Genomic DNA, 19533 nt, shown 5'->3' with positions numbered 1-19533 from the left:
GCGAGGATGCGCGCCATGCGTGGAAAGACACTCATCGTGACGGGCGCTTCCTCGGGCATTGGCGAGGAGCTGGCGGTGGTCCTCGCGGCGCGCGGGGCGAACGTGGTGCTCGCGGCCCGCAACGCCGAGGCGCTGGAGCGCGTGAAGGCGCGCTGCACCCAAGCGGGCGGCGCCGCGCTGGCCGTGCCCACGGACGTCGGGGACCCCGAGGCCTGCCGCGTGTTGGTGGAGCGCGCGGTGGAGGCGTTCGGCGGCGTGGACGTGCTCGTCAACAACGCGGGCGTCACCATGCACTCGCGCTTGGAGGACGTGAAGGACCTGGGCCTCTTCGAGCGCCTCATGCGCATCAACTACCTGGGCGCCGTGTACTGCACGTACCACGCGCTGCCGCACGTGAAGGCGCGCAAGGGGCTCATCGTCGCGGTGTCCTCGCTGACGGGGAAGACGGGCGTGCCCACGCGCACGGGCTACGCGGCCAGCAAGCACGCCATGCAGGGCTTCTTCGACTCGCTGCGCATCGAGCTGCTCGGCACCGGCACGGACGTGTTGGTGGTGTCCCCCGGCTTCGTGGCCACGCACATCCGCGACGCCGCGCTCGGGCCCGACGGCACGCCGGTGCGCGAGAGCCGCCGCGATGAATCCCAGCGCACCATGGACGTGGGCACGTGCGTGGCCATCATCCTGCGCGCCATGGAGCGCCGCGAGCGCGAGGTCGTCATGACGGCCTCGGCGAAGGTGGCCCAGGTCCTCAAGCTCGTGATGCCGGGCCTGGTGGACCGGCTGGCGGCGCGCGCCGTCCGCGAGAAGGACTAGCGCTCCAGCTTCGTCCAGAGCCCGGCCACCCCCTCGAAGGTGGCGTTGCCCACCTGGTGCAGACCGAAGCCCCACAGGAACGCCGTCAGCGCCGAGCCGAAGCCGCCCCACGTGGGCGAGAACACGTTGAGCAGTTGCAGGCCCAGCGCCACCGCGACACCCGTGAGCAAGAGCAGGCTGAGCAGCTCGATGGCCATCAGCTTGCGCGGCCCGGGCAGCGGCAGCCCGCCCAGCTCGCCCAACGCCGGCTCCGAGGGGGCGGCCGGCATCGACGGCAGGCTTCCCCCCATGGGCGCGCTGGCGGGCGGCGCGGCCCCAGGAACAGGGGCGGGCGCGGGCACCGCCTCTTCGTCCGCGAAGGGCAGCACCCGCCCCCGCGTCGCCGAGGCGGCGGCCGCGCGCGGCGGGTTCTCGTACAGGGTGAAGGCGTCGCGGACCTTCTCGTACAGCGCCGCGGCTTCGTGCGGCGACTCGCGCGACAGGAAGCCCATGGCGTCGCGCAGCTTGGCGCCCATGTCGTCCAGGGCCGCGCGCTGCGCGTCCGTGGCGGACATCGCCCGCGCCTCTTCCACCGCGCCACGCAGCGCCAGGATGAGCCGGCGCACGGACGTGGCGTGGGCCTCCTGGTACTGCCGAAAGGCCGCGTCCAGGTCCGTGTCCGCGAGCTGCCGCGCCTGGGCCAGCTTGGCCAGCACATCGGTGCGCAGCGCGCCCCACTCCTGCGGCGAGAAGCCCCGAGGCGGCACGTCCGAGGCGAGGCTCGCGGTCAGCTCGGCGCAGAGGATGCCGAAGTAGGAGCGCCGCGCCTGCTCCAGCCGCTGGCGCGTGGCGTCCAGGTCCTGTGACAGCAGCGCGTGCACGTCCTCCAACAGCGGCAGCAGCTCGTAGGTGAGGCGGAAGCCCAGCGCGCTGTCACTGCCGAGCTGCCGCGCCAGCGCCTGCGCCTGCGTGTCCAGGCTCTTCCACCGCGCCTCCAGCTCCGCACGCGCCAGGGCCTGCACATCCAGCTCGCGCAGCTGCGAGGCGGCCGTGGCGAGTTCCTGCGGGGTCGAGTCCGAATCGGAGATGCGCTGCCCGACTCCCGCGAGCAGCCGCTCGGTCGCCTCGGACAGGAGTGACTGCAAGGGGCGCGCGCGCCGCCACGTGTCACACCACGACTCGTAGAGGCGCAGCCGAGGCTCCAGCGCCGTCAACTCCGCGTCGCTCACCGCCACGCCGCGCACGGGCCGCTCGATGTCCGAGATGAGCGCGTCCACCTGCGCGAGCAGCGCCTCGCCCACGCCCCGCTCGGGCTGGGTGGCGTGCGCCGTCACCTGGGCCTGGATGCGCCGGCGCAGCTCCTGCGCGCGTTGCAGCCGCACGGCCCGAGGACGAATCCGCTGCGCATACAGGCGCAGCCCATACGAGCACAGCGAGCCCAGGGCGATGATGAGCGCGCCCCAGCCCCACGGCAGGTGCACCCACAACGTGAAGGCCTGCTCCACCGGCGCCCCCTGGCGCACCGAGAGCCGCACCGTGCCGGAGTACTCCCCCGGGCCATCCAACCCCTCCATGCGCAGCAGCAGCGCGCCGCTGCCGTAGGCCGCCACGGGCAGCTCCGTCGCATCGCCCACCAGGGGCAGGTCTCCGCCATCCGGCAGCCCGCCCTCCACCAGGAACCGCGCCCGCTCCAGATGGGACTGCACGCTGCCCGTGCCCGTGTCCGGCCCCTTGCGGCGCAACTCCAGCAGCGTGGGCGAGGCCACCACGCCCGCCACGCCCGCCGTCTCCTTGAAGGGCAGGCGCACCTCGGCCTCGGTGCCCAGGAAGTGGCTGGAGGCCATGGCCGGCGCGGGCGCGGGCAGCTGCACCACCGTCGCGGACAGGACGCGGGTGACCGTGAGCGTCGTCACCTCGCGCACGCCTTCGTGCACCAACACCAGCGAGCCCGTGTACTCGCCCGCCGAGGGCAATCGTCCCGAGAGCACCACGTGCACGGGCTGTCGCGTGGTGAGGCCCGCGGTGGTACCGCCGTCCAGGGCCTCGCGCACGCTGGCGCCGAGCGCCACCTGCACGCCGTCCGCGGTGGCGGTGAGCGGATCCACCAGCACCGTCACGCCCGTGGGCAGGGACTCCTCCACGCCGCCGTCCGACGCGCGCCCCGGCAACAGCTCCACGCGCAGCTCGCGCGAGAAGTCCTCCGTGGGGATGCGCAGCCGCACCTCCCCCGAGGCGTTGGCGCCCGCCACGCGCAGCCGGGCATCCCCCGCGAGGGCCAGCGAGGTCGGCAGCAACAGGAACGCGGCCAGCCACACGCGCGCGAGGCGTGCGCCACGGTGCGCGTCGGGACGAACAGGGAGGCCCATGCGCAGACGATACCAGGGGCCCTCACGGCCTCCAGTCCGCGCTCACTCCCAACCCAGCCGGCGTCTCGCGTCGGGTGACAGGCTGGCGTGGATGGTGTCCAGCGGGATGCCCTCGTCGTCCTCCGCGCCGTGCTCGGAGCGCGGATCCCCGCTGTGGTGCAGCGCCACCAGCTCCAGGTCCTGGGTGAAGCACGGCGAGCCCGAGGAGCCGGGGTGCGTCGTCGTCCGGTACGTCACCCGCGTGCGGCCCGGGTTGACGCCCTGGAACGTCTCCAGCGCCACCTGCATGGGCCGGCCATCCGGGTGCTGGAGGACGAGCGCCCTCGAGCCCGGCGCGAACGCCGCCCTCGCGCGCGACAGGGGAATCCACCCACGGGGTCGGCCCGGGCCCGTGTCCCCGCCCGGCTCGCCCGACACCACGAGGAAGGCGTAGTCCAGTTCGTCTCGCGTGGCCTCGCGCGGCTTGGGCCGCATGAGGTCCGCCGGGCTGTGCGGACTCTGCGCCAGACACGCGCGCACCGGATACAGCGCGCCCGCGTGCAGCACGCTCCGGTCCGGCAGCACCTTGAGGTCGAAGCGGACTCGCAGCGCCTCCAGCAGCCGGTTCTCCACCACGTGCGAGTTGGTGAGCACCACGTCGGGAGCCACCAGGAAGCCGGTGCCCAGCGCCCGGCCGCCCTCCAGCTCCACCCGGCACACCCGGCGCGAGAGGACCGCGAGCCGCTCACGCCACGACGCCAGGGCGGGCGTGCCCGGCGCCACGCCCGCCATGCGCGCCAGCACGTCCGCGGGCACGCTGCGCTGCACGGACGCGAGATACGACAGGAAGAAGCGGTGCAGCCGCGCATTCTGAGGCGCGGCGGCGTACGCGCCCCTCACCAGCGCCTCCGTCCAGCCTTCGGCCTCCGCGCGCTGAAGGAGACCACGCGTCCACTCATGGACATCCCCCTGGCGCTCCATGTCGAGCGCTCGGCCGCAGTGCTGGAGCACCATGCGCCGCAGGGCCTCTTCCGAGGGGAATGCCCCCGGGAGCGCGGCCACCAGCTCGTCCCGCTCGGAGCCATCGAGCTCCATCGTGTCCTCACCACCCTGCCACTCGCGAAGTCCGCGCCCGTGTCACGGCGTCCTCGCAGTGTATGCACGGCCCGCGCGAATGCACGGCGACCGCGGCGCGTTACACCGTGGTCCATCTTGACGCGTCCCCGCAGGGCTGAGTGTGTGTCAGCCAGGTATCCTGGGGTGAGGTGACCTCAGCGCACCGCCCAAGTCGTGGGAGGCACGCGCGAGACGAGGTCCGGCCGGCCCAGCACCGACAGCGTCGCGGCGCCGCCCTGCAACGTGCCCGCGAGGGTGGGCACCACGCGCAGCCGCGCCTGGAAGGGCTCGCCCACGCCCCGAGGCGGCAGCACGAGCGTCACCGCGCCGTCCTCGGCGTGCCACGACGTCACGTGGCCCTCGCGCACCAGGGTGTCCAGGACCACGGGGTCCACCTGCACACCCGCGGGCAGCCCCTGCCGCAGCTCCAGCGCCACGCCGGAGGGCGCCGCCGCCTGGAGTGACAGCTCCACCGGCTGGCCCACCTTCGCCTCGGCCGGCGCCCTCACGGCGAGCTGGAGCCCCCCCTGCGCCTCGGCCTTCCACGGCACCGTCGCCAGCAGCGACAAGGAGAAGCCCAGGCCGGACACCGCCGGCTCCGCGCGCACCGTCCACGTGTGTGCCCCCGCCGAGCCCGGCGCCGCCGCCTCCACCGCGAGCACCTCGCGCAGGGCCTTGGCGTCATGCGTCCCCTCGGAGACCACCTGGCCGTCGCGCTCCAGCACCACGCGCACCTGCGAGGGCACCGGCTCGCGGAACAGGGCGAGCGCCGCGCGCAGGCCCACGAGGTTGGCGCGGCCATCGCCCCAGCCCCGGCCCGGCGCATAGCCCGCGAGCAGCGTCGCGCCCAGGTCCGCCAGCGGCGCCTTCGCGTCTCCCATCAGCGCGAGCACGGCCAGCGCGGTGGCCTCCACCTCGGACGGGGCGACGTTGTCCGCGCGCACCACGCCCGGCTCCACCGGGAGGTACGCGGTGCCGTCCGCGCGCGTGCGCACCGACTCGCGCACCCGCTGGCGCAGCGCGTCCGCGAGCGAGCCCGAGACCGCGCCGCTGGTGAGCAGCGCCGCCGCCGTATAGCCATCCCGCACCAGCGACAGGTTGCGCTCGAAGGCGCCCACCGCGCGCAGCGAGAACGTGGGCACGCGCCGCCGCCAGTCCGCCGTGTCCGGCGCCAGCCGCACCGTCCGAGCGCACTCGGCGGTGGCCACGAGCAGCCGCTGGAGCGTCCAGCCCTCGCCTCCCTGACACGTGCCGTCCGGCCGCTGGGCCGAGGCCACCTGCCCCACCAGCCGCTCTCCCAGCCGAGCCAGCACGGCGCTCTCCGGATGAGACAGCGCGCCCTCCGCGAGCAGGACCGCCGTCGCCACGTCGGGAGCGCGCGCGGCACGCAGCACCCGCTGACCCGCCACCGCCGTGAGCGCCTTGAGGGCCTCGGCGTCCGGCGTCTCGCCCAACGCCGTCAGCAGCGCGGGCGCCTGCGCGGAGAGGAGCAGCGCGTAGGCGTCCTGGTCCACGCCCCCGCCTCGCGCGTCCACCGCCGCCAGCTCCGCGCGCACCACGCCCAGCGCGCCGGGATACACGAGCAGCCGCACGCGCTCGCTGCCCGCCTGCGCCTCCGCGGGGCCCGACAGCGAGAGCGTGCGCGGCGCCGCCAGCGAGCCCCCGCGCGTCTCCACCACGGGGCGCCCGGTGGGCCACGCGGAGAAGTCGCGCACCACCGCGTCCTCTCCGCCCAGCACCGCCCGCACCGTCACGGGGCCCACGCCCGAGGCACGCAGCGCCACGTACTCCACCACGCTGCCATGCGCGGGCACGCGCACCGTCTTCGCGCCGCCCTCCACTCCCGCGTTCGTCGCCTCCACCTTCAGCGCGCGCTCCACCGCCGCGTCCGTGGTGTTCACCACCTGCACCGGCATACGGACCGCGTCCCCCACGCGCAGGAATGGCGGCAGCACGGGGTCCACGTACGTGGGCAGCGTCCCCGAGAAGGACGTCACCGCGCCCGCCTGCGCTCCCGAGCGCGAGTGCGCCAGCGCCAGCACGCGCCACTGCGTCAGGCGATCCGGCACGCGCACCGGCACCGTCGCGCTGCCCGACGCGTCCGTCACGACCAGGGGCTCGAACAGGAACGTCTCCGGGAACCACGCCCGCGTGGGCGCGGCGGCGGCATCCGGCTCCGGCGAGGGGCTCGCGGCGACCTCGGCCCTGGGCGCGGGGGCGGGCTTGGCCGGCGCCGCGGCGCCTCCGAGCGAAAACGAACCGCCGCCCCGGGAGCCCTTCTTCGACTCCTTCTGCGACGGGGCCGGAGGCGCTTGGTTATCGGCCATCACCTCGTCGTCTGCCGAGGGCTCCGAGAGCGTGACCTCCCGCTCCTCGGCGGGCGCGTTCTGCCCCCCCTCGGACCTGGCGTACATCGCGCCGTCCGCTTCCTCGAGCGCATCGGCCGAGGCGCCGAACAGCGAGCGTGTCACCCCGCGCACGAGCAGGAACGCGACCACGCCCAGCCCCAGGAACAGCCCCACCTTCATCGCCCGCTTCATGGCGCCTCCCGGGCGACCCACTCGCCCCAGTTCTCGACGTCCTCGGACAACCGCGTCCCGCTCACCATCACCCGTGGATCCGTGAGGCTCAGCAGCTCCGCGGGCAATCGCGACAGCCGCAACTTCCGCCCATAGGCATCCGTGACCCGCTCGCCCCGCTGCTCACATGCGCCCAGGGCCTGCTCCCACAGTCTCGCCACGTCCGAGGGCGCCAGGATCGTCCCCTCGGGCGCCGCCGCCTCCCACGCCCGCGCGCGCGAGCGCAGCTCCGCGAGGACCGCGAAGAAGGGCTCCGTCAGCTCGACCTCCGGGTCGAAGGTCGCCATCGCGCGCGTGTTCACCGACCGCTCCAGCTCCTCCCGCGAGGGCGCGTGCTGCACCCGCATCAGCACCGCCGCCGCGGCGTTCTCTCCGCGGATGCGCCCCATGGCCAGCGCCTGGCCGTCCAGCACGCCGAAGGCCGGCGCGGACAGCGTGGGCGCGAGCCGGAGCGAGTCCATGGCGTCCGGCCCCGGCAAGGGCGCCAGCTGCGCCAGCGAGCTGTCCACGCCGACCAACCCCACCGCCGCCGGGCCGTCACGTCCCTCCACGCGCGTGCGCACCTGGAGATGCGCCAGCGCCCCCGGCGCGTAGGCGGTCCGGTCCGGCGACACCTCCACCGACATCCGCGCGCGCGGCGCCACGTAGACCCGAGCCGTCGCGCCCGACCACTGCGCCGAGGCCCAGCCCTCGAAGTCCGTCGGCAAGCGGAACCGCGCCGAGCGCGTGGTTCGATCCACCTTCGACTCCAGCCGAGCCTCGCCCGCCTGGAGGATCAGCTTCTCCGGCAGCGCGCCGCGGAAGCCCGGCCCTCGGAGCAGCTCCACCGTCACCTCGCCGCCGGCGCTCGGCAGCACGGGCGAGGCCCGCAGGCGCGCGTCCGGCAACTGCGCCGGCCGCAGCACGAGCTTCGTGTCGCCCACGCTCTTGCCCGCGACCCGCGCCTCCACCTTCAACTGGTAGCCCAGCATCGTGGTGGCCTGGGGCGCGCCCTCGCCTCCCGGTCCGTTCGCGGGATGCGCGGTGAGCCACGTCACGCCCAGCGCATCCTCGCGCGAGTCCTCTTCGCCCTCGCTCGGCGGCGCCACCTGCAACCGCGCGAAGCGCGCCTGGATGCACGGCACCGTGGAGGCGGACAGCGCGTCCTCCAGCCCCGAGCGCGGCGCCCAACTCACGGCCACGTCGGGGCGGCCCTTGCGCGTGCGCCACGTCATCGCGACGGGCACGGGGGCCTCATTCTCCAGACCCGGCGGCAGACACGCGCGAGCATCCAGCGCGGCCGTCCGCAGCGCGGCCTCCAGCCCTCCCGCGTCATCCCGCGTCGTGCGCGTCTCCGTCGTCAGCGAGGGCAGCCCCGGGTCACTGACCGAGAACGTCAGCGACAACAGCCGCTCGCGAGACGCCGCGCCCAACGCCCGCGCGCGAAGCGCGGAGCCCAGACACGCCACGAGCGGAGCCCCGGCCCCATCCGCTTCCACCAGGTCCACCACCGCGCCGCTCGCGTTCACCCGCAGCCCCAAGGACGCCTCGGCGCTGCCGTCCTCCTCGGACACGAAGCGCGCGCAGGGCGCTAGCGCGGGCAGGCTCTTCTCCAGCGCGAGCTGGTCCTCCAACGACACGGACTCATCCTCGGACAGCAGGTCTCGCGACGCCGAGAGCTGGACCGGAGGTGGCCGAGGCGTGTGCCGCACCGGCATGGGCGGCACCACCACGTTCACGGCGGGGCCCGGGTCGAACTGGAAGGCCGCCACGCCATCCGCGTCCGCCACCGCGTGCACACCCTCGTCGCGCGCATCCCACGCGCGCGTCACCGTCAGCTCCGCGCCGGGCAGCACCTGTCCATCCGCCGTCGTGGCGCGCAGGTAGACGCGGTTGCTGAAGCCCTCCACCAGTCCGGACTCCAGCTCCGTCATCGCCGACACGGCGAGCGCATCCTCGGACAACAGCAGCGACACCTCGCTTCGCGCCGTGTCCCCCGCGGGATCCGTCGCCACCACGCTGGCGGAGAGCGTCGCCTTTCCCCGCAGGTCCAGGGGCACGCGCGGCAGCGTCACCTGGAAGTGCCCCGCGGCATCCGTGCGCGCCTTCTTCGGCAGCCCGTCGTTGCGCCACTCCGTGGGCGGCGGCCACTCCCCTCCGAAGCGCCACGTCAGCGCCACCTCGGCCCCCGCCACCGGCGCGCCCGAGCCATACGCGACCTTGCCCTCCACCTCGGGCTGCTCACCCGCGCGCCAGAACGGCCGAGGACTGAGCGCCTCCACCTGGAAGCGCGGCAGGGTGAACGGCTCGACCTGGAAGTGGGCCTCGCCCGAGGCATCGCCGCTCGCCCAGGTGACGGTCCACCTCCCGGCCGACGCGCCCCGGTCCAGCGGGAACTCGCCCGACACCACGCCCCACGGCCCCGAGGGGGCGCGCTCCTCCAGCACCACTTCGCCCGTCGGGTCCTTCAGCGTCCACGTCCCGGGCCGGTTCTCCAGCGGCACCAGGTCCCGGGCCCGCAGCGCCACCGCGCGGAAGCGCACCGAGTGCCCCGGCTCATACAGGGGCCGGTCCGTCAGCACCTGCACGCGCGCCGGTGCATAGAGCGCGAGCGGCGCCTCCACCGTGTCCTGGCCCAGCGGCGTCGTGAGCCTGGCGCGCAGCCGGTAGTCCCCATCCGGGACCTCGGGCAGGGCCACCTCGGTCATGAGGTCGAACCGGCTGCCTCGCGTCCAGGAAGCGCGAGGCGCGGGAGGCAGCGGCGTCTCCTTGCCCGCGGCGTCCACGAGGAACAGCTCCGCCGAGCCCCGCCGCACGCGCGAGTTCAGCACGTGTCCCCGCGCGTCCACGCCGTGGGCATCCGCCCAGACCCAGACCGACCCCGCGCCCCCGCGAGACACGCCCCGCGCGATGAGCGCCACGGTCTGCCGGAGGCGCCCCTCGGGGCACTGTCGCAGCCCCACGCCCCACCACAGCCACGTGGTCAGACACACCTGAGACGCGGCGAGGGCCACCACTCCGCCCAGGAACAACGCGCCGAGCCCCCCGACCCACCATCGACGTCCGAGACGGACCCCCATGTGCTCTCCTCCTCACACCGACTCTATGTCAGGTCGGCGTGCGCCCATCCGCGCCAACATCCTCTCGACACCACTCGACCGCACTTCGGTCCGTCTGCCCTCGACAAATCCCCGGCCGCACTCTCTGGGCACCACCGCAGTCGAGGAGGAGCGCATGTCCGTCAAAGAGAGCAGATCATCCGCCCGCGCTGGAGGGAGCGCCACGCCGTCGCGCCGCCGCCTGGGGCGGTTCGTGTCCATGGGGCTGGCGATGGCCGCCCTGATTCCTGGCATCGCCAGCGCGGGTGACCCCGCCGCGGACGCGAGCCACACGTCGGGGCTCAACGCGCTCGACTCCCTGGCCATGGCGGCCCCGCTCCAGGCATCGGGCCCCGTGCTCGTGACGTGCCCCACGGGCAACCAGAACCAGGACTTCACGCCGCCCATCGGCCTGCTCCCGCTGCCGGTGGTGCTCTCCGGCTCGGGCCAGTTCTCGTCCTGCACCGCGTCCGATGACGCCAACCTCAACTACGGCGACTACACCGTGGATGGCGGCGGCACCGCGAGCTGCCTGTCCGCGAGCATGGCGTCCACCACCACCATCACCTGGAACGACGGCACCACCAGCACCATCGCGTTCAGCGCGAGCATCGCCACGCAGCCCATCGCGCAGCCCGTGGTCATCCTCTTCGGCAACGTCGTCGCCGGGCGCTACCAGGGCGCGCTCGCGCTGAAGTCGCTGGTCACCAACCCGCTGCCGCCGCTGAAGCAGTGCCTGACCGTCGGCGTGGCCCATACGAGCGGCCCCGCGGGCCTGACGCTCATCAAGCTCTGAGAAGCTCTGAGCCCACGCTCCCCCTCGGGAGAGAGTGACGCGGCGCGCCCGAGTCGGACGCGCCGTTCCCGTTTTCGCGCCAGGCCAGACGCTGGGCTAGGGTGACGCGCCATGTCCGCGTCGAAGAACCGCCCGCCCCCGGACGCGCTGCCTCCCCAACTGGTCTCCGTGCTCGAAGGCTTGATGGACCGCGACTTCGCGGCCCGCCTGGAGCGCGTGCACCGCGCCGCGGCCGTCGCCATCGATCGGCTCGGCCACCTCAACATCGTCAAGTACGAGCCCACCTCCGTCGAGCCCGACGGCGCGGACCTCTCCCTCTGGGAGACCATGGCCCCCGCCATCCGCGACACCGTGGTGGACGTGAACCACCTGGTCAGCGCCATCCGGAAGGACTTCCCGCCGCCCGCCCGCGCCGCGGAGGCGCCGTCGTCCGGCTGGGCCCCACCGCCCGCCAGCTCCGACGAGCGGCTGGCACAGGAGGTGGAAGCCGTGCTGCACACGAGCGCGGAGGGGCTCGCCAGGCGCGTGTCCGAGCTGGGCATCCAGATGCGCCGCCCGGAGGTCGTCAGCGACGGCTGGACGCTGATGACCGAGCTGGCCGAGTTCCGCGCCGACTTCCGCGCCCGCATCGGCGACCTCGTCTACGTCACCGCGGCGGCCTTCGAGGACGTGCGCCGCGAGGACGTGGTGCCCAGCTACCTCAACCAGGTGGCCTCGCGCGCGGCCCTGCGCGGCGCGGCGGCGGACCTGCGCCGCTCCCTGTTGGCGCGGCTGGAGCGCGCGGCCAAGGCAGAGCCGCCCTCGCGCCCGGCCCTCGCGCGCAACGTGGAGGAGAGTCTGGCCGCCTTCGTCACCCTGCCCGCCTCGGTGTCGCTGCGCACGCCATACAAGCGCCGGCTCGTGGAGGTGCGTGGCGCCCTGCGCGAGGCAGGGGGGCAGGCGGAGCTGGGGCCCCGCGCGCTGCCGGACGTGGTGGAGCCGTTCCTCGCCCTGCTCGACGAGGCCGTGGAGGAGGTGACGCGCACCTGGCTCACCGGACATGACCGCGCGGTGTGGGCGGCGTGCGGTGGACGGTTGGAGCTGGCGCGGATGCACCTGGCGCTCGGCTCGCACGGCGCCGCGCGCGTGCTCGCCGAGGCGGTGGAGGCCGCGGGCGCCCTGTACGGTCGCGCGCAGCCCTTCGACATCTTCCTGCGCAAGGCCCGCTTGGACGTCGCCGAGGGGCTCGACGAAACCTCCTCGCGGGCGCTGCTGGAGTCCTTTGGCGAGAAGCTCGCCGGACTGCCGTTCAGCTAGCTCACGGCTTGGCGGGCGTGGACTCGGGCAGCGCCGGGGCCGCGGGCTTCTCCGGCAGCACGCGCAGCTCGGAGAGGCGCTGCGTCAGCGTCTCCGGGGTCATCTCCTCCTGCCACTGCTTCGGGTTGGTGTTCCAGCCGAAGTCAGCCGGGACCTTGCCGCCACCCTGGCTGCTGTAGCCAATCATGTCCGGGAACTGCGTGGACCAGCGGCCCGAGGGGTCCGGCTCCTTGGTGATGTTCTGCCGGTTGGGGCGGTGGAGGAAGGGCTTGAGGGTATTGCTCATGGGGCGCAAGCCTCTCCGAATCCCGCCCGCATGGGTAGAGAGAAGCACGGCCCCCACACCCGCGCGGGGAGCGCCCGCCCGCCCCCGCTCCATGGGCCGCGCTTCCTTGGAAATCTCCGTGCCAGCGAAACCCCGTCCCACCCACCAAGGGTTGCGCTGTTCGCTGCCCATCAGCGCGCGGTGGGTCCGTCAGGATTCCCGTCCCGCGCGCCTGCCTGCCCGCTCGTCATCAGGGTCTGGCACGTCAGGGCGAGACAGTCCCGCTTGTGCGCGGCGGTTCCTGCGTTACCTCAAGAGCATGACTCAATTCGAGACCCCCAACGGCGAGCGCTTCGCCGACTTCGTCCTCCCTGACGGTTGCATGATGTGCGGTGGCTCGGTGTCCATCCGGGCCACGCCCTCCGGCGCGCACGGCTACTGCGCGAAGTGCCACTGGCTCTCGCGTCCCCAGATGCGCGTGCGCCCCAACGGCGTCGAGCTGTCGTTCTCCACGACCGTCCTCGCCTGAGCCTTCAAGGCGGGGGCGGCAGCGTGACGTCGGAGAGCAGCAGCGAGAGCAGGACCACCGTCTCGGTCTCCCCGAGCGCGAGCTGCCCCACCGGCAACTCCAGCCGCACCGGCACGGGCCCGCGTCCCAGGTTGGACGCCTGACACGTGCGCCAACCCTCGTAGCGATTGGCCGCGTGTGGCAGCGAGTAGTTGCAGCCCCCCACCGCGCCGGAGATGCCCACCGGCGACACGCCGAAGGACGTCTCCCACCCCGCGAACGCGCCCTCCAGCGTCACGCCCGGCTGCGCCGAGCGCGGCTGCACGGTGAGCCGCACGGGCGCCTCCCCCACGTGGCCCTCCACGGGGCCATCGCCCCACCCCACGTTGACGCGCTTGCCGTGCAGGCGCCCCACGAGCCCCTCCTCCGTGCGGCGCAGCCAGAGGTCGCGGCCTTGGATGGCGTCACGCGACAGCTGCAGCTCCGTGCTCTGGTCCCCCACCTGCAACCGCACCACCAGCCCCGGCGTGACGGACACCTGCGCGCGCGCGGCCGGGGTCAGCCCCAGCACGAGCAGCGCGGCGAGCGAGGCACGGCCCCGCCGGGAGGACCTGGGCTGCGACACGGTGCACCTGCCTTTCCCCTCGCAACGTAGGGAGCCGGGTCACCCAAGACATGCCGCGCCCGCTCGACTGGCCCCCACCGCGTTCTGCTAAGTCCGAGCAAGCCATGAACGACCTGCTCGCCCGTCAGCTGCTCCCCGAGATGCTCCTCTCCACGCCGAACATGAAGCTCTACGCGCTGTGCACCGTGGCGCTCCTGCTCAAGATGCAGGCGGTGGGCGTCGCCACGGGCGTGGTCCGCACGCGCCGAGGCGTGGTGACGAACGCGGAGGACGCGCGGCGAAAGGGCGGCACGATTCAAGTGGCCCCGAGCGAGCACCCCGATGTGGAGCGCGTGCAGCGCGCGCACCGCAACGACCTGGAGAACATCCCGCCCTTCCTGCTGCTCAGCCTGGTCGCGGTGCTCCTGGGCGCGGCGGAGGGCGTCACGGCCGCGTCGCTCATCCTCTTCACGCTGGCGCGCGTGGGGCACTCGGTGACGTACGTGAAGGGCATCCAGCCCTGGCGCTCGGTGAGCTACGGCGTGGGCCTGCTCGCCCAACTGGTGGTGATGGCGCTGGTGGTCCAGCGCGCGCTCACCTGAGCTGGAGCCGCGCGAGGCGGCCCGTCACGGCGCGGCGGACTCGGGCGCGAGCGGCGCCGCGTGGGGCCGCGTGACGTACCAGGACACCAGCAGGCTGCCCGCCAGCAGCACCGCGCCCAGCAGGTACGGCGCGCCGGGCAGCCGAATCGACGCGGCCGGGCCAATGGCCCAGGAGAACACCTGGGTGAAGAGGAGCGGCCCCATCATCCCGGAGACGCCCCGGAGGCTGCTGAGCGCGCCCTGGAGCTGACCCTGCGCGTTGGGGCCCACCTGCCGGGACATCAGCGCCTGCGCCGCGGCGCCCGCGATGCCCCAGATGGCGACCAGCGGGATGCCCACCAGGAACAGCATGCCCGTGGGCGCCAGCCCGTAGACGACGTAGCCCGCCACGGCCGCCATGAGGCCCACCAGCAGCGCGCCCCGCTCGCCCAGCCAGCGCACGGCCCGGCCCACCAGCAGCGCGGAGACGACGGTGGCGCACACCCCGACGATGCACAGGACCAACCCCACCTGCTGCTCGCTCCAGCCATAGCGATAGTCCGCGTAGAGCACGAAGGTGCTGGGCAGGGCCTCCTGCGCGATGAAGAAGACGAACGTCGCCATGGCCATGCCGGACAGCGCGGGGAACGAGCGCAGCAGGCGCAGCGAGCCCAGCGGGTTGGCGCCGCGCCAGGAGAACGCCGAGCGGCGCTCGGGCGGCAGCGACTCGGGGAGGATGAAGAAGCCGTACGCGGCATTGGCGAGGCTCAGCAGCGCGGCCACCCAGAACGGCAGGCGCAGGTCGATGCTGCCCAGGAAGCCACCCACCGCCGGGCCCACGACGAAGCCCAGGCCGAACGCCGCCCCCAACATGCCGAAGCGCGCGGCGCGCTGCTCGGGCGGCGTGACGTCCGCGACGTAGGCGCTCGCGGTCGGGTAGCTGGCGGCGGTGATGCCGGAGATGAGCCGGCCCACGAACAGCCACCCCAGCGACGGCGCCAACGCCATCACCACGTAGTCCAGCCCCAGCCCCACGTTGGACAGCAGGATGATGGGACGCCGACCGAACCGGTCCGACATCGCGCCGAGCACCGGCGAGAACACGAACTGCATCGCCGCCCAGGCGAAGCCGAACACGCCGGTCACCTCCGCGGCCCGCCCCACGTCGCCCGCCTCGAAGCGCACCACCAGCTTGGGCAGCACGGGAATCATGATGCCCAGCGCGAGCAGGTCGAGCAGGACGGTGGTGAAGATGAAGGCGAAGGCAGCGCGGTTGGGCGGACGGTCGGCGGGCACGGAGCGCGGACTTACTCTTCCCGTCCTCACTGCACCAGATGAAGCAGCACGGGCGCGGTGAGGAACGACAGCGGTATCCCCACTCCCACCATCAACACCGCCAGTTCGGGATCCAAGTCATGGTCCGCCGCGAGGATGGCCCCCGTCACCATGGGCGCCATGGCCGCTTGCAGCACCGTGGCCTGCCGCACCAGGAGTGCCACCCCGGGCACGAGCGCCAGCGCCACCAGGATGACCCCCGGGGCCAGGAGGAGCTTGTACGACAGCCCCAGCGCCAGCGCGGGCAGGCGCTGACGCACGCCGCGGAGCTGGAGCTGGAAGCCCACCGCGAAGAGGGCGAGCGGCGTCAGCAAATCCCCCAGCCGCTGGAGCACCGCGTCCAACCAGCCCGGGTAGGCCAGGGGCCGCAGGAGCAGCGCCACCACCAATGACGCGAAGGGCGGGAACGTCGCCACGCGAAAGAGCAGCGAGCGCCACGTCAGCTCCGAGCGCGCGCTGGCCCGCGCCGCCGTGGCCGTGGCCAGCGTGGCCAGCACCAGGAACGTGCCGAGTTGATCCGCCACCACCGCCACCGCCAACCCCGGTGGCCCCAGCAGCGCCTCGGCCATGGGCAGACCCACGAACGCCGTGTTGCCCAGCCCCGCCGTCAGCACCAGCGCCGCCCCCGACGCGCGAGACAGCCCCAGCCGCCCACCGAGCGCTCGGAAGAACGGCCCCGCGCCCAGGAACACCAGCCATGGCGCCAGGGCCGCCGCCATAAGACCCGGATCAAACGCCAGCCGATGCACCGCGCGCAGCACCAACGCGGGCAACGACACATTGAGCAGGAAGGAATTGAACGCCCCCGCCGTCTGGGCGGGGAAGCGACCACTTCGGCGCGCCAGCACCCCCAACACCAGACACACCCCCAACAACCCGATGACCTGGCCCATACCCTGGCGACGTGCCTCCTCGGCGGCAACGCACGCTGGTGGAGCTCTCGGACAAAGTCCAGTTCACCCTCACCCCCAAGCTCTTGGAGCCGCGCGCCCGCTGTCGCATGCTGCACGCCGCACGCGCGCTCCCTGCCCCCCATGAAACTCCACACCGCAGCACTTCGCGCCCTGAGCGCGGAGGGCTTGCCCCGCACCTATTGGGTGCTGTGGACAGGCACCCTCGTCAACCGGCTGGGCTCCTTCGTCATCCCCTTCCTCGCGCTGTACCTCACGCGCGAGCGCGGCTTCACCCCCGAGCAGGCGGGACTCGTCGTCTCGCTCAACGGGCTCGGCTTCATGCTCGCGTCGCCCCTGGGCGGCACGCTCGCGGACCGGCTCGGCCGCCGCATCACCCTCGCGGGCGGCCTGTGGGCGGGCGCCTGCGCCATGCTGCTCTTGGGCTTCTCGCGTTCCCCCGGGCAGATCGCCGTGGCGGCCTTCCTGCTCGGGCTCCTGGGCGAACTGTACCGTCCCGCCGTGTCCGCCACCGTCGCGGACGTGGTGCCGCCCGAGGACCGGCCGCGCGCGTACGGCCTCATCTACTGGGTGGTGAACGTGGGCTACGCGCTCGCCATCCCCATGGCCGGCCTCCTGGCGGGCCAGAGCTACCAGCGCCTCTTCGTGCTCGACGCCATCACCACCTCACTCTACGGCGTCATCATCTGGGTCATGGTGCCGGAGACGCGGCCCCGGCACGTGCGCGAGCAGGAACGCCACACGCACGGCTCGCCGCTGGCCGCCATGCTGCGCCCGTTCCGAGACCCGGTGTACGTGGCCTTCTGCCTGCCCATCTTCTTCACCGCGATGCTCTTCCATCAGAACCAGATGGCGCTGCCGCTGGACCTCGCCGCCAAGGGGCTCACGTCCGCGCAGTACGGCACGGTGCTCGCCGTCAACGGCGTGCTCATCGTCACGCTCCAGCCCTTCGTGGGACGCGTCCAGCGCGGCCACCGCCGCTCCGTGCTCCTGGCCATCGCGTCCGCGCTGACCGGCTTGGGCTACGGCATGCACGTGCTGTCCACCAACGTGCCGCTGGCGATGATGGCCGTGGCGGTCTGGACGCTGGGCGAGATGGCCCAGTCCCCCGTGGCCGCCAGCGTCGTGGCGGACCTGGCGCCGCCCGAGATTCGCGGCAGCTATCAGGGCGCCTATCACATGATGTGGGGACTGGCCTCGTGCGCGGCGCCCGCGCTGGGCGGGTGGACGCTGGGCCGGTATGGCTCGGGCACGCTGTGGTTCATGTGCCTGACACTCGGCCTGGGCGCGGCCGGCTGGCACCTGGCCATCGCGGGGGCCCGAGGTCGGCGCCTGCGAGGCGAGCACGCCGAGCCGAGCCTGCGCTTGGACTGAGCGCGAGACAGCGTCAGCGTCCGAGGATGGCCTCGGGGCGAGTGAGGCCCCGGGCCCGTCCCACCGGCTGGAGGATGTCCGTGGGCGGCGCGTCGGCGGTGAGCAGGAGCGCGCGCACGGCCGTCTCCACCACGTCCTCGGCGCCGGGGCGCACCATGCCCAGGCGCGCGGCCTCCACGCGCCGGCCCCGGTACACGTCGAAGCGCTCCTTCACGCGCTTGGCCAGGTCCGCGATGGCCTTGTCGCCCACCTCCACGCGCAGCTCCAGCTCGCTGCGAAGCTGCACGGGGTCCGCCAGCACGCCGTAGCGGTCATAGCCCTTGTGCGCGGTGTCCTCGTTCACCACCGCGTAGTCCTGCGTGTTGGGCGCGGGCACCTGGGGCGTGAGCAGGTCGCGCATCACCGCCGTCACCGTGGCGGTGACGGTGAGCCGGTGCAACTGCACGTCGTAGACGAAGTCCGAGTACATCGGCTCCTCCACCGTGACGGGCTCGCGGTACACCGCGTCGCGGTGGCGCTGCACCTCGGAGCGCTGCTGCTCGGCCTTGTCCAGCGCGGCCTGGAGCGCCTTCTCCTGCGCGGCGGCGGCCAGCGCCTTCGCCGCCATCAACCCCTCGTCCTGCGAGCACTGGCCACCCGCGCAGCGCGCCGCCTCGCACTCGCTGGGGAGGTTGCCCGGCTTCTGCGCCTCGCGCGCGGCCTCGCCGCACTCCTGGAGGGCCTTGCGGCACTCGCGCTTCTCCCGCTCCCGGCAGCGCTCGGCCGCGTCGCGCAGCGTGGCCAGCTCGCCCTGGAAGCGCAGGTAGTCGCGCAGCGCCGCGGCCTGCTTGCGCTCCACGTCCTCCAACCCGCGCTCCGTCTGCAGCAGCTTGTTCTCGAACTGCGCGCGGCGAGGGTTGGGCACGGAGCGATTGCCGGCCAGGTAGCGCTGGCTGCGCTGCGACTCCTCCATCGCCTTGAGCGGCAACACGCGCTCCAACGTCAGGTCCAGCTTCACGCCCTCGCGCCCGCCCGGCGCCTCCGTCACCACGCGCAGCGGGAGCTGCGTGGGCAGCATCGCGGCCAGTCGCCCCGCGGCCAGCCGCTGCGCCACGTCCGCCGCCTGCGCCTTGTCCTCCACGGGCGTGGCCACCACCAGGAAGGCCACCTCGTCGCGCAGCCTCTGGCGCACCGCCTCGGCGCGCTCGCGGGCCGCCGTCACGCCCACGCGCTCCTGGTCCGCGCGCACGTACGCCAGAAGCGCGTTGCCCAGCTTGCCCGTCTTCTCCAGGCCCTCGGCGGTGGTGAACCAGCGCCTGGCCCAGGCGGTCTGCACCGCGTCCACGGCCTTGCGCGCCCCCGCGTGGTCCGGCGACACGGCCAGCACCGCGTCCAGCTCCGCCCGCGCGTCCTGGAGCTTCTCCGCCTTGAGCATCGCCAGCGCCGCCGCCACCCGCGCATCCAGCGTCTCGGTGAGCCGCGCGCGGCCCGCCTCCTGGTCCGGATTCAGCTCCAGCGCGCGCACCAGCAGCCTGGTCGCCGCGGCCAGGTCGCCCGCGCCGCTCGCCGCCTCCGCGTCCTTGAGGACGTCCTCCGCCCACTCGGCGCGCACCGCGCGCAGCTTCACGGTGACCTCGGACGCGGCGGGGTCCGCGGCCAGCGCTCGCAGATAGGCCGCCTCCGCGTCCGCCCACTTGCGCTGCTGGCCGAAGCTGTCGCCCTCCTTCACCGCGCGAGAGAAGGCCGAACACCCGCTCAGCACGAGCAGGGTGGCCAGGGCGAACGCACGCAGCCAGCGCGGCGACGGGACGGAGGGGGTCGGGACGGACAAGCTCACGCGCCGCATCTTCTGGGAAAGGCCGCGCGGCGAGAAGGTTTCATCCGCCCGCCCGGTCGCTCCTGGGGGACGGATGACCCTCCCCGGGCGAGCACCCGAGCTCGCCGCCCCACCGCCGCCCGCCGTGGGAATGACGCG

The 19533-nt window shown here is 73.7% G+C and carries 15 protein-coding genes; 6 read left to right on the top strand and 9 right to left on the bottom strand.

All coding sequences use genetic code 11. From position 1 onward, the window contains the following. Positions 1 to 6: 6 nt before the first annotated feature. Positions 7 to 813: an SDR family oxidoreductase gene (locus KRR26_RS25000; protein ID WP_120204567.1), complete on the top strand. Its 807-nt coding sequence runs from the start codon at positions 7 to 9 to the stop codon at positions 811 to 813. Here KRR26_RS25000 and KRR26_RS24995 read toward each other — a convergent pair. The 4 genes from KRR26_RS24995 to KRR26_RS24980 all read right to left on the bottom strand — a co-directional run bounded on the left by KRR26_RS24995 (position 810) and on the right by KRR26_RS24980 (position 9891). Continuing rightward, positions 810 to 3158 (bottom strand): hypothetical protein, encoded by a 2349-nt coding sequence (locus KRR26_RS24995; protein WP_236069164.1) that lies wholly within the window; start codon positions 3156 to 3158, stop codon positions 810 to 812. The two genes, KRR26_RS25000 and KRR26_RS24995, sit on opposite strands and share 4 nt — an antisense overlap. Before the next feature lie 42 nt (positions 3159 to 3200). Further along, complete coding sequence (locus KRR26_RS24990) at positions 3201 to 4232, bottom strand: trypsin-like peptidase domain-containing protein (RefSeq protein ID WP_217081045.1); 1032 nt, start codon at positions 4230 to 4232, stop codon at positions 3201 to 3203. 176 nt (positions 4233 to 4408) lie between these two features. Continuing rightward, positions 4409 to 6793 carry an alpha-2-macroglobulin family protein gene (locus KRR26_RS24985; protein ID WP_217081044.1) on the bottom strand — a complete coding sequence of 795 codons (2385 nt, stop codon included), beginning with the start codon at positions 6791 to 6793 and terminating at the stop codon, positions 4409 to 4411. Continuing rightward, the gene (locus KRR26_RS24980) at positions 6790 to 9891 is read right to left on the bottom strand and encodes an MG2 domain-containing protein (RefSeq protein ID WP_217081043.1); all 3102 of its coding nucleotides are present in this window, start codon (positions 9889 to 9891) and stop codon (positions 6790 to 6792) included. Before KRR26_RS24980 ends, KRR26_RS24985 begins: the two co-directional genes overlap by 4 nt. A 154-nt stretch (positions 9892 to 10045) precedes the next feature. Between KRR26_RS24980 and KRR26_RS24975 the strand changes: the two genes are divergently transcribed. Both KRR26_RS24975 and KRR26_RS24970 read left to right on the top strand, forming a co-directional pair. Next, positions 10046 to 10705 carry a hypothetical protein gene (locus KRR26_RS24975; protein ID WP_217081042.1) on the top strand — a complete coding sequence of 220 codons (660 nt, stop codon included), beginning with the start codon at positions 10046 to 10048 and terminating at the stop codon, positions 10703 to 10705. A 111-nt stretch (positions 10706 to 10816) separates the two neighbouring features. Beyond that, a complete protein-coding gene (locus KRR26_RS24970; RefSeq protein ID WP_217081041.1) occupies positions 10817 to 12001 on the top strand; it encodes a hypothetical protein in 1185 nt (394 codons plus the stop codon). Between the two features lies 1 nt (position 12002). On the opposite strand, the gene KRR26_RS24965 is transcribed toward KRR26_RS24970, so the two are convergent. Further along, entirely contained in the window at positions 12003 to 12287 is a 285-nt protein-coding gene (locus tag KRR26_RS24965; RefSeq protein ID WP_120204555.1) for a hypothetical protein, read from the bottom strand. A gap of 298 nt (positions 12288 to 12585) precedes the next feature. Between KRR26_RS24965 and KRR26_RS24960 the strand changes: the two genes are divergently transcribed. Further along, positions 12586 to 12795, top strand: coding sequence for a hypothetical protein (locus tag KRR26_RS24960; RefSeq protein ID WP_120204553.1), 210 nt, complete (start codon positions 12586 to 12588; stop codon positions 12793 to 12795). 4 nt (positions 12796 to 12799) lie between these two features. On the opposite strand, the gene KRR26_RS24955 is transcribed toward KRR26_RS24960, so the two are convergent. Beyond that, positions 12800 to 13399, bottom strand: a complete 600-nt coding sequence (locus KRR26_RS24955; protein WP_217081040.1) for a hypothetical protein — start codon at positions 13397 to 13399, stop codon at positions 12800 to 12802. Positions 13400 to 13503: 104 nt separating this feature from the next. Here KRR26_RS24955 and KRR26_RS24950 point away from each other — a divergent pair, with 104 nt between their 5' ends. Next, positions 13504 to 13980 (top strand): MAPEG family protein, encoded by a 477-nt coding sequence (locus KRR26_RS24950; protein WP_158611424.1) that lies wholly within the window; start codon positions 13504 to 13506, stop codon positions 13978 to 13980. Positions 13981 to 14004: 24 nt separating this feature from the next. On the opposite strand, the gene KRR26_RS24945 is transcribed toward KRR26_RS24950, so the two are convergent. Together KRR26_RS24945 and KRR26_RS24940 are read right to left on the bottom strand one after the other, a co-directional pair. Further along, complete coding sequence (locus KRR26_RS24945) at positions 14005 to 15255, bottom strand: TCR/Tet family MFS transporter (RefSeq protein ID WP_328707213.1); 1251 nt, start codon at positions 15253 to 15255, stop codon at positions 14005 to 14007. Between the two features lie 26 nt (positions 15256 to 15281). Continuing rightward, positions 15282 to 16187, bottom strand: a complete 906-nt coding sequence (locus tag KRR26_RS24940) for an AEC family transporter (RefSeq protein WP_217081039.1) — start codon at positions 16185 to 16187, stop codon at positions 15282 to 15284. Positions 16188 to 16373: 186 nt separating this feature from the next. On the opposite strand from KRR26_RS24940, the gene KRR26_RS24935 reads away from it, so the two are divergent. Beyond that, positions 16374 to 17579, top strand: a complete 1206-nt coding sequence (locus tag KRR26_RS24935; RefSeq protein ID WP_236069163.1) for an MDR family MFS transporter — start codon at positions 16374 to 16376, stop codon at positions 17577 to 17579. A gap of 13 nt (positions 17580 to 17592) precedes the next feature. Here the strand turns inward: KRR26_RS24935 and traC are convergent, their stop codons facing one another. Next, complete coding sequence (traC, locus tag KRR26_RS24930; protein ID WP_217081061.1) at positions 17593 to 19404, bottom strand: outer membrane exchange accessory lipoprotein TraC; 1812 nt, start codon at positions 19402 to 19404, stop codon at positions 17593 to 17595. Between the last annotated feature and the right edge of the window lie 129 nt (positions 19405 to 19533).

Source organism: Citreicoccus inhibens (assembly GCF_019039035.1).
GTDB classification, from domain to species: domain Bacteria; phylum Myxococcota; class Myxococcia; order Myxococcales; family Myxococcaceae; genus Citreicoccus; species Citreicoccus inhibens.
The sequence above is the reverse complement of the archived record's forward strand: the minus strand, read 5'-3'. Positions and strand labels throughout refer to the sequence as shown.

What these genes read in the sequence shown, in the direction of transcription:
- KRR26_RS25000 (WP_120204567.1), top strand. Translation starts at nt 7, where the DNA reads ATGCGCGCCATGCGTGGAAAGACACTCATCGTGACGGGCGCTTCCTCG.
- KRR26_RS24995 (WP_236069164.1), bottom strand. Translation starts at nt 3,158, where the DNA reads ATGGGCCTCCCTGTTCGTCCCGACGCGCACCGTGGCGCACGCCTCGCG.
- KRR26_RS24990 (WP_217081045.1), bottom strand. Translation starts at nt 4,232, where the DNA reads ATGGAGCTCGATGGCTCCGAGCGGGACGAGCTGGTGGCCGCGCTCCCG.
- KRR26_RS24985 (WP_217081044.1), bottom strand. Translation starts at nt 6,793, where the DNA reads ATGAAGCGGGCGATGAAGGTGGGGCTGTTCCTGGGGCTGGGCGTGGTC.
- KRR26_RS24980 (WP_217081043.1), bottom strand. Translation starts at nt 9,891, where the DNA reads ATGGGGGTCCGTCTCGGACGTCGATGGTGGGTCGGGGGGCTCGGCGCG.
- KRR26_RS24975 (WP_217081042.1), top strand. Translation starts at nt 10,046, where the DNA reads ATGTCCGTCAAAGAGAGCAGATCATCCGCCCGCGCTGGAGGGAGCGCC.
- KRR26_RS24970 (WP_217081041.1), top strand. Translation starts at nt 10,817, where the DNA reads ATGTCCGCGTCGAAGAACCGCCCGCCCCCGGACGCGCTGCCTCCCCAA.
- KRR26_RS24965 (WP_120204555.1), bottom strand. Translation starts at nt 12,287, where the DNA reads ATGAGCAATACCCTCAAGCCCTTCCTCCACCGCCCCAACCGGCAGAAC.
- KRR26_RS24960 (WP_120204553.1), top strand. Translation starts at nt 12,586, where the DNA reads ATGACTCAATTCGAGACCCCCAACGGCGAGCGCTTCGCCGACTTCGTC.
- KRR26_RS24950 (WP_158611424.1), top strand. Translation starts at nt 13,504, where the DNA reads ATGAACGACCTGCTCGCCCGTCAGCTGCTCCCCGAGATGCTCCTCTCC.
- KRR26_RS24940 (WP_217081039.1), bottom strand. Translation starts at nt 16,187, where the DNA reads ATGGGCCAGGTCATCGGGTTGTTGGGGGTGTGTCTGGTGTTGGGGGTG.
- traC (WP_217081061.1), bottom strand. Translation starts at nt 19,404, where the DNA reads ATGCGGCGCGTGAGCTTGTCCGTCCCGACCCCCTCCGTCCCGTCGCCG.